Origin of the sequence: Rhizobium freirei PRF 81, assembly GCF_000359745.1 — a bacterium.
Taxonomy (GTDB): Bacteria; Pseudomonadota; Alphaproteobacteria; order Rhizobiales; family Rhizobiaceae; genus Rhizobium; species Rhizobium freirei.
The window spans coordinates 474,581-481,930 of the sequence record NZ_AQHN01000055.1; the positions used below are offsets into that span (position 1 = coordinate 474,581).

At 60.7% G+C, this 7,350-nt stretch carries 8 protein-coding genes; 5 read left to right on the forward strand and 3 right to left on the reverse strand.

Annotated elements, in window-relative coordinates:
* Window positions 1-375: 375 nt before the first annotated feature.
* Window positions 376-1,263: a glycosyltransferase family 2 protein gene (locus RHSP_RS11930; protein ID WP_004116900.1), complete on the forward strand. Its 888-nt coding sequence runs from the start codon at window positions 376-378 to the stop codon at window positions 1,261-1,263.
* Between the two features lie 144 nt (window positions 1,264-1,407).
* Entirely contained in the window at window positions 1,408-1,869 is a 462-nt protein-coding gene (locus RHSP_RS11935; protein WP_004116903.1) for a cupin domain-containing protein, read from the forward strand.
* A gap of 158 nt (window positions 1,870-2,027) precedes the next feature.
* Here RHSP_RS11935 and RHSP_RS11940 read toward each other — a convergent pair whose 3' ends face one another.
* Complete coding sequence (locus RHSP_RS11940) at window positions 2,028-3,023, reverse strand: LysR family transcriptional regulator (RefSeq protein WP_004116907.1); 996 nt, start codon at window positions 3,021-3,023, stop codon at window positions 2,028-2,030.
* Between the two features lie 221 nt (window positions 3,024-3,244).
* Here RHSP_RS11940 and RHSP_RS11945 point away from each other — a divergent pair, with 221 nt between their 5' ends.
* Window positions 3,245-4,645 (forward strand): MFS transporter, encoded by a 1,401-nt coding sequence (locus tag RHSP_RS11945; RefSeq protein WP_004116909.1) that lies wholly within the window; start codon window positions 3,245-3,247, stop codon window positions 4,643-4,645.
* Window positions 4,646-4,677: 32 nt separating this feature from the next.
* Here the strand turns inward: RHSP_RS11945 and RHSP_RS11950 are convergent, their stop codons facing one another.
* Both RHSP_RS11950 and RHSP_RS11955 read right to left on the reverse strand, forming a co-directional pair.
* Window positions 4,678-5,949: an RNA polymerase sigma factor gene (locus tag RHSP_RS11950; RefSeq protein WP_037151424.1), complete on the reverse strand. Its 1,272-nt coding sequence runs from the start codon at window positions 5,947-5,949 to the stop codon at window positions 4,678-4,680.
* A gap of 31 nt (window positions 5,950-5,980) precedes the next feature.
* Window positions 5,981-6,373 (reverse strand): YciI family protein, encoded by a 393-nt coding sequence (locus RHSP_RS11955; protein ID WP_037151348.1) that lies wholly within the window; start codon window positions 6,371-6,373, stop codon window positions 5,981-5,983.
* On the opposite strand from RHSP_RS11955, the gene RHSP_RS11960 reads away from it, so the two are divergent.
* Together RHSP_RS11960 and RHSP_RS11965 are read left to right on the forward strand one after the other, a co-directional pair.
* Window positions 6,363-6,572 (forward strand): hypothetical protein, encoded by a 210-nt coding sequence (locus RHSP_RS11960; RefSeq protein WP_157385339.1) that lies wholly within the window; start codon window positions 6,363-6,365, stop codon window positions 6,570-6,572. The two genes, RHSP_RS11955 and RHSP_RS11960, sit on opposite strands and share 11 nt — an antisense overlap.
* Window positions 6,573-6,744: 172 nt before the next feature.
* On the forward strand, window positions 6,745-7,122 hold the full coding sequence (locus RHSP_RS11965) for a VOC family protein (RefSeq protein ID WP_004116915.1): 378 nt from the start codon (window positions 6,745-6,747) through the stop codon (window positions 7,120-7,122).
* The last annotated feature ends 228 nt before the right edge of the window (window positions 7,123-7,350 follow it).

Sequence of the window (7,350 nt, forward strand, 5' to 3'; positions counted from 1 at the left end):
GATTGATAAGCATCGCTCCAGCGGAGGGAAGGCATCAGAAACTACAATCCTTGCGAGAATACGGAACCGGAGCAATCAAATTGACCGCAGCGCCGAGCTGACGTGGAGGCTCTAGCAATACTTCGATCCGGCGCAGCGTTACCGCACGATGCCGATGGTTTTCACCATAGCGCGTGAATCACGTTCCAACTCTTTCCCAGATCTACTAAGACAATTGCCATCGAAAGCGAGCCGCCATCAGGATTGACGGGCAACAATCCTGAAAAATTCGCATGAAGCAACTTTACTTAAGTTATTCATGTTTTCATTAGAAATTTCGGCAATACCTAAGATTTACAAGAATGCGCCCCCGTTCATTCATCCATTGGACTTGTAATGGCACTGCGAAGCTCTGAAATTGTGTTGTCCATAGTTATCGCAACGCTTGGCCGAACGCACGAAATCGAAAGGCTGCTCAATTCACTGGCAGCCCAGACGGTGAATAATTTCGAGATTATCGTTGTCGATCAGAACAATGATGATCGATTGACCCCTATTCTGGACATCTGGTCTGACAAATTGCGCATCATGAGAAAGCGCGCCGAAAGCCGCGGAGTGTGCCGCGCGCGCAATCTTGGCGCTACTTTTGCGAGTGGCGAGTGGCTTCTCTTCCCCGATGACGACTGCTGGTACCCGGAGGATTTCATCTCCCAATTCGATGTGTTGAGGGCAGCTCATCCGAGTGACTTCTACAGCGGCCGTCCCGTTGATCTCGAAGGCAATACGATCATGGGCACCTTCGAAAAGGCCCCCACTCTCGTTGATCGCAAGACCGTCTGGACGACGCTCATCGAATGGGCGATCGTCATCAGGAGGAGCGCATTCGAAGAAGTTGGGGGATTCGCCGGGGAAATCGGCCCGGGCGCGGGCACCCGCTGGGGCGGGTACGAGGTTCAAGACATCGCCTTGAAACTGCTGAAAGCCGGGTATCGGGGCTATTACGTTCCAACGCTGGTCGGTCATCATCCAGAAGACCTCAGCGACCGCGCCTCGCCCGGCAGTGTCGCAAAGATTCGCGCCTACAGCGTCGGCATGGGCTATGTGATGCGCAAGCACGACTACAGCCTTCAGTTCTTCCTGCCTCACCTTCTACGGCCGCTGATGGGCGTTGTTGTCTACACACTGAGCGGCAGACCCGGCCTGGCGAAACGCTCCCGGGAGATATTTTCCGGCCGCTGGTCCGGCTGGAATAGCGTGCCCGCCCTCAAAACCCACCAGAAGTGAGCGTGAGCTTTTTCGACAAAGCCGATGCGCCGTGCTGATCGTAAAGGTGAAATTCGTCGCTGGACGAAGTTTGGCGACCTTTGCTAGACTTTGCCCCAAGCTCGAAATCCATTACATCCCCGGACAATCGCAGGCAGGTTTCTCATGCCGAAGATCGATGTTGCGGCCGTGCCGAAACTCAAAGGTACGCGCTACCCCGCTCCCTTCAACGATCCCTGTGCCGAGCGCCTCCGGCAGCGGTTGGGCGATGCCGGCGGCCTCACCGATTTCGGGATCAATCTCATGCGGCTTCCGCCGGGCAATTGGTCGAGCCAGCGGCACTGGCATTCCGAAGAGGATGAGTTCGTCTATGTGCTGGAAGGCGAGCTGACGCTGGTCGAGGATGGAGGCGAGACGGTGCTGCGCGCCGGCGATTGCGCGGCCTTCCCGAAGAATTCGGGCAACGGCCACCACATGATCAACAGATCCGACAGGACGGCCGTCTACCTCGAAGCCGGCACGCGTTCGCCGACCGACCTCATCACCTGCTCCGACGTCGACATGATGAGCTCAAGCACCGATGGACGGTTCGTGCACAAGGACGGCATGCCCTATCCGGACGGCTAGAACTTGTCGCGCAAAGATATGCTGCAGCTTTGCGACGACGATATGGGCAAAAGCAGGAGCCAACCCGCACAAGCGATTGAGGGTGAAGCCCATACGCCCTCACCCCGAGCAGCAATCCTGTTTGATCGGCGAACGCGGCCGATCGCCCGTCAAGAGGATTACACCGCCTCGGCCAGCATCGGCGGATCGTAGCAACAAGCGTCGGTCGATACACCCATGCGGCATCCGCTCGCCTTAAGCGCTTCCTTCACCACCTCCACGAACAGGCGGCGGAACCACACCGAGCGGCTATCGGCCTGATCGACGCGCCGATAGAGCATCGTCACCGGATCGGCCGGCAATTCGAACGGCGGCTCCGAAATCGTCAGATCATGCAGCTGTGCCATGCAGCGCGCAATGGCTTCGGGAACCGTCGCGATGGCAGGGATGGCCCGCAGCGTCGTCGGCAGTGCGGAAAAGCGGGGAACCGTCGCTACGACGTGTCGACGATGGCCAAGGCGCGCGAGAGCGACGTCGACACCGCTGGAGACAGCGCCTTCAAGCGAAACGGTCACATGCGGCGCAGTTGCGAAATGCTTCAGGCTGAGCGGCGTTGCGCATTTCAGATGCCGTGCATCGTAGATGCACAAGGACGCTTGCTCGAACAGCGGCGCGCGAACATGCCAGGAGGCCGGCTCGTCATGAACGGATATGCTGAAGTCAAAGGCGCCCTCGTCCAGTAGGCGCACGGCGTCGCGCCGATCGAACGCCACGCTGGTCAGCCGGGCATTCGGCGCGAGTTGACGCAGCCGCGCCACCAGCGGCCCGAAGAAGGACGATTCGAGATTATCGCAAAGACCGATGCGGAACTCACCATGCCAATCCGCCGGATCGAAAGCTGCCGGCGGGCGAATGGCGCGCTCGATGCCGGATAGCGCATCCTCGATCGCCGGCGCGATGGACAGCGCCCGCGGCGTCGGCTGCAAACCGCGGCCGACGCGCACGAACAATTCGTCATCCAGCGTCTCGCGCAGCCGGCGAAGTGCTGCGGAAAGACCCGGCTGGCCGAGCAGCAGTCGCTCGGCCGCTCGGCTCACATTCCGCTCCTGCATCAGCACGGAAAAAGCGAGCAGCAGGTTGAGATCGATTTTTCGAAGCGTCGCATCATTCATCATCGTCAGTAATACCTGACATGGTTACTATCAATTTGCAATAGGGTTTGAAGATGTACATTTTCTCGTTCCCTGCCGCTTTCAATCTCCCAAGAAACGGCAGCCCGGAGCAATTCCAGGAAAACTGCGTAGCGGTTTTCCGTCCGGAATTGCGAGTGAACAACGGCATAGGGCCTTCGAGCGCTCCGAGAAGCGCCTGACGGCTCTAGAAAGGAACGATCCCGATGACTTCTTCCACTACCCGAAGCGGAGCGGGATTGGCGTTGCTGCTGCTATGCGCCGCCAATTTCCTCGACGCCATGGACGTCTCCACCATCGGCGTGGCCCTGCCCGCAATCCAGAAAGAGCTGGGCATGCAGGCGACCTCGCTGCAATGGGCCGTCAGCGCCTATGTGCTCGGCTATGGCGGCTTTCTGCTGCTCGGCGGTCGTGTCGCCGATCTCTTCGGCCACCGCCGCGTCTTTCTCTGGTCGCTCGCAGTCTTTGCTGCCGCAAGCATTGCCGGTGGCTTCGTCGATAGCGCCCCGACGCTGATCGCCGCTCGCCTGATTAAGGGCATTGCGGCGGCCTTTACGGCACCGGCTGCCCTCGCGCTGCTGCTCTCCGTCTTCGGAGAAGGCCCGGCCCGCGCCAAGGCGCTCGGGGTATTCTCCTCCACCGGTGCAGCTGGCTTCGTACTCGGCATGGTGCTCGGTGGCGCGGCGACCATCATCAGCTGGCGGGCAACCCTGGTCATGGGCGCACCCGTCGCCATCCTCGCCCTGATCGTAGCACCTCTGGTCCTGCCCGCCGATCACAAGCGAAGCGGTCAGAGCGCCCGTTTCGACTGGGCCGGCGCCTTGACGATCACCCCTGGCCTGCTGCTCTTCGTCTTCGGCGTCACCAACGCTGCCGCCGACGGCTGGCAGGCTTTCGCAACCTGGGGATCGCTCCTCGCCGCGCTGATCCTGATCGTGCTGTTCCTGGTCGTGGAATCGCGCCATCACGATCCGATGGTGCCGCTTGCCATGTTCCGCCGTGCCAAGCTTAGCCATGCCAATGCCATCGCCGCGCTGTTCCAGGGAGCCTATGTCGGCTTCCAGTTCATCGCGACGCTCTACTACCAGACCGTCGTCGGCTGGTCGGCCTTCGCCACTGGCTTCGCCTTCGCCATCGGCGGCACCTGCGTGATGTTCCTCGCACCCCGCTTTGCCACCATCGGGCAGAATCGCGGTACGACGACGCTGATGACGTTCGGCGTCGGATTGCAGGCCATCAGCTATCTCTTCTGGGTGCTGTCGGCCGGCCAGATCGATACGATCGTGCTCGTCATCATCTCACAGCTGCTGCTCGGCGTCGGCTATGCCATGACCTATCCGTCGATCCAGGTCGCCGCTCTGTCTGACGTCGGCGATGACGAATCCGGCCTGGCTTCGGGCATGCTATTTGCTTCCTTCCAGATCGGCGGCGGTATCGTCCTGGCGGCAGCATCGGCGGTCTTCAGCGCCGCACCGAGCTTCGGCTGGAACCCCTACATCGCGGGCATCGGCTTCGTGACGATCCTTGCCGCCGCGATCACCCTGCTTGCCGCCGTCGGGCCGCGGTCCTCCGCTGCAAGAGCCACGAATTATCAGGCTGCAGAATAGCTCGAAGCAAGATGGCCCGCCCGATAGACGGGTCACTCCTTCTCCGCACGGGTAGCCTCGGCTGCACGACGCAGAAGAAGATCACGTTCCCTCTGATTTTCAGCAAGCGCGGCGGCCGTTTCGAAGGCTCGCCGCGCTTCGTCGTGGCGGCCAAGCTTATAGAGAAGATCGCCGCGAACGCTCGGCAGAAGATGATAGTCCTTCAGTGCAGGCTCATCATACAGACGCTCGATGATCGCCAGTGCCGCTTCGGGACCGTCGGCCATGCCGACGGCAACGGCGCGGTTGAGTTCGACGACCGGGGACGGAATGAGATCGGCAAGCTCCGCGTAGAGGTCGGCGATCCGCCGCCAGTCGGTTTCCTCGGCGGTCCCGGCCCTCGCATGACAGGCAATGATCGCGGCCTGAAGCGCATAGACCCCGCCGGCACCGCCAAGTTGCTGTACCCGCTTCAGCGCCTGCAAACCGCGCTGAATCTGCAGCCGATCCCAACGAGCACGATCTTGCTCGAGCAGAAGGATCGGGTTGCCGTCGGCATCCGTCCGCGCCGCCGCACGGGACGCATTCAGCTCCATCAAGGCCAGCAGCGCATGCGCTTCCGGCTCCAGCGGAGCAACGGAAGTCAGCACCCTGCCCAGCCGCAGCGCCTCATTGCACAATTGCAGCCGCAGCCAGTTTTCGCCGCGCGCTGCCGTATAGCCCTCATTGAAGATCAGATAGACAACCTCCAGCACCGAGGCCAGGCGCTGCGACAGTTCCTCGCCGTGCGGCGTCTCATAGGTAAGCCCCGATTCAGACAGTGTTTTCTTGGCGCGGACGATGCGCTGCGCGATCGTCGCTTCCGACACCAGGAACGCCCTGGCGATCTCTTCCGTCGTCAGGCCGCAGATCATCCGCAAGGCCAGCGCCACGCGTGCTTCGCGCGAAATCAGCGGATGGCAGGCCGTAAAGATCAGGCGCAGCATTTCATCGCCGATATCGTCATCGAGAGGGGTGTCAAGATCAGGCATGATCTGCTCGTCCTCCTCCATCTCCCGAACGATCAACTCGTGTTTCTGGTCAAGCATGCGGCGGCGGCGCAGATGGTCGAGCGCCCGGCGTTTGGCGGTGGTCATAAGCCATGCGCCGGGGCGCTCGGGGATGCCCGTCTCCGGCCATCGCTCCAAAGCCACGATCAGTGCTTCTTGAGTAAGATCCTCGGCCAGCGGCACGTCGCGCAGCAATCGCGCCAGGCTGGTGATGAGCCTCGGCTGCTCTATTCGCCAGACGGCGAGGATCGCACGATGGGCGCCGGCGACCGTCACGGCCGCCCGCCCCGCTGACAGATCGAAGTCATCATGCCCTTGCTTCGGCGAGCGGGTCGCATACACCCTCGGCATTTGGCTCGAAGTAGGCGCGCACCTCGCATGTACCTTCCCAGCCGGGCATGAAATCCTTATGCAGCTGCATGAATTCAACCGCGAGCGCCACGGCCTCTTCCTTGCTTTGCAGCTCGAATATCGCATACCCGCCGACGACTTCCTTGGCCTCGACGAAGGGACCGTCGACGACGCTCAACTTGCCATCCTTGATCGTGACCCGCGCGCCGGTCGCAAGCGGCATCAGCCCGGCCGTATCGATCATCCGGCCGGCCTTGATCTCCCGATCGGCGATCTTGTGGATGGCCTCGAGAAGCTCCGGCGTCGGATGCATGAAATCCTTGGCAGTGACAATAGACATGAAACGCATGGGAAAATTCCTCCGAAGCGAGACGCCGGCACCATTGCCGCTCAACAAGCCCGCTCATATTGACGACGAAGCAGCCCTCTGGAAATCGACAGTCGTTTGGAAAAATCTGCGTGACGACCGAAACGCCGGCAAATCGTACTTCCGTCCCAGGCAAATCATCAAGATCGGCAACGCTCAAAACGATCTTGGATTCAGCTGAATGGCTTGGGGTCGGATGATCCTGCAACTCGCCGCATCGCTTTGTTGACTTCGCATAATCATTGCAAGATGGTGAGGCGAAATTGCACCTGCGGACTTGCAAAAGCCGGCGTCTCCCCAGGGGCACGGCCTCCGGCAAAGCTCTGCAGATAACTCGGCGGGAGCTTGTTTTCATGTTCGACCATATCTCGATCGGCGTCAAAGACCTGGCGCGGGCGCAGACGTTTTACGACGCGGCACTCTTGCCGCTCGGCTATGAGCGTCTGAGCAATTTCGACGGCACGATCGGATATGGCGCCGAACGCCCTCAATTCTGGGTCAGCGAAGTCGAGCATCCCGTGCCTGCCGATCGCAGCTCCGGCCTGCACTTCTGCTTCGTCGCGGCCAGCCAGGAAGCCGTCGACGCTTTCTACGCCGCCGGCATTGCCAATGGCGGTGAAGACAACGGCAAGCCGGGCATCAGGCCGGACTATAGCCAGTTCTACTATGCGGCATTCGTCATCGATCCCGATGGCTACCGGCTGGAAGCCTATTTCAAGACCGGCGAGTGATCGCAATCCCGATGCTATCGAGCCCGAGCTGATTCGTCGGCAAGGCTCGAAGGCGCAGGATTAACCCGTTAGTTTCCTTGGATACTTGATCTTTCCGGCGCCTGTCAGACTTTCGCCGTGGGCGCAGTCGGATCGTGCCAATCTTATCTTTGCGCAGGATATCGGCTGCCACTTGTTTTTGGATTTCTTCGAAGAATGGCCGGCGGCGCCTATCTCTCGGACACAGCT

What these genes read in the sequence shown, in the direction of transcription:
- RHSP_RS11930 (WP_004116900.1), top strand. Translation starts at nt 376, where the DNA reads ATGGCACTGCGAAGCTCTGAAATTGTGTTGTCCATAGTTATCGCAACG.
- RHSP_RS11935 (WP_004116903.1), top strand. Translation starts at nt 1,408, where the DNA reads ATGCCGAAGATCGATGTTGCGGCCGTGCCGAAACTCAAAGGTACGCGC.
- RHSP_RS11940 (WP_004116907.1), bottom strand. Translation starts at nt 3,023, where the DNA reads ATGATGAATGATGCGACGCTTCGAAAAATCGATCTCAACCTGCTGCTC.
- RHSP_RS11945 (WP_004116909.1), top strand. Translation starts at nt 3,245, where the DNA reads ATGACTTCTTCCACTACCCGAAGCGGAGCGGGATTGGCGTTGCTGCTG.
- RHSP_RS11960 (WP_157385339.1), top strand. Translation starts at nt 6,363, where the DNA reads ATGAAACGCATGGGAAAATTCCTCCGAAGCGAGACGCCGGCACCATTG.
- RHSP_RS11955 (WP_037151348.1), bottom strand. Translation starts at nt 6,373, where the DNA reads ATGCGTTTCATGTCTATTGTCACTGCCAAGGATTTCATGCATCCGACG.
- RHSP_RS11965 (WP_004116915.1), top strand. Translation starts at nt 6,745, where the DNA reads ATGTTCGACCATATCTCGATCGGCGTCAAAGACCTGGCGCGGGCGCAG.